The sequence below is a fragment of the Bacillus sp. LR--39 genome, from assembly GCF_053613335.1.
In genome coordinates this window covers 1-614 of sequence record NZ_JBSIOT010001154.1, presented here as the reverse complement: position 1 = coordinate 614, position 614 = coordinate 1, and the positions used below count along the sequence as shown (strand labels likewise).

Sequence of the window (614 nt, the reverse complement as noted above, 5' to 3'; positions counted from 1 at the left end):
AAAACCCCGCCCAGCATGCTGACTCCCAAAAAGCCGGAATGATAGAGGAGCTGCTTCAAATTGAAGGCCTCTCCAAAGCCGAGATATTGAAACAAAAGCACCGTAAGGGAGAAGCAAAGCGCTGTCAACCCTCCGCTCAGCCACCCCTTTTCCTTCGATTTTCCTCCCGCAATAAAACCGCCGATGAACAAGGTAATAAAAGATATGGCGGTAATCAACCAGCTGAATGAACTTTCGGTTAATGATGTGAAGGTAAGGAGCAGCGAAATAAGCAGGCTTCCTGCAAACATCAAAGCGAAAATGACCACCAAGCTGTATAAAATCCCTTTGCCGACTTGTTTTGGTTCGTTCATCACGATCCTCCTTTCAAAATAGACGGGCTCGTCTTTTTAAATGTATTCTGCATGTTTCGCAAATAGACTAGCTCCCCCGACCTTTTATACATAAAAGACTCAAATTAACAAAGGCTATGTTTATGATCATGATAGGCGGAAGGAGGCGGGCCGTAATGGATGAAATCTTAGCTCTTACGTTTCGGACGATCGTTTTGTATTTCATCATCTTTATTTTGTTTCGCTTGATGGGGAAGAGGGAAATAGGCGAGCTGAGCATAC

At 44.3% G+C, this 614-nt stretch carries 1 protein-coding gene and 1 pseudogene; one reads left to right on the top strand and one right to left on the bottom strand.

The annotated features are described in order from the left end of the window. On the bottom strand, nt 1–353 hold a 353-nt coding region (locus ACWHAR_RS29100), incomplete at its 3' end, for a TIGR04086 family membrane protein (protein ID WP_452088698.1). Nucleotides 354–508: 155 nt separating this feature from the next. Between ACWHAR_RS29100 and ACWHAR_RS29095 the strand changes: the two are divergent. Further along, nucleotides 509–614, top strand: a pseudogene (locus ACWHAR_RS29095) (hypothetical protein); the annotation flags it as partial.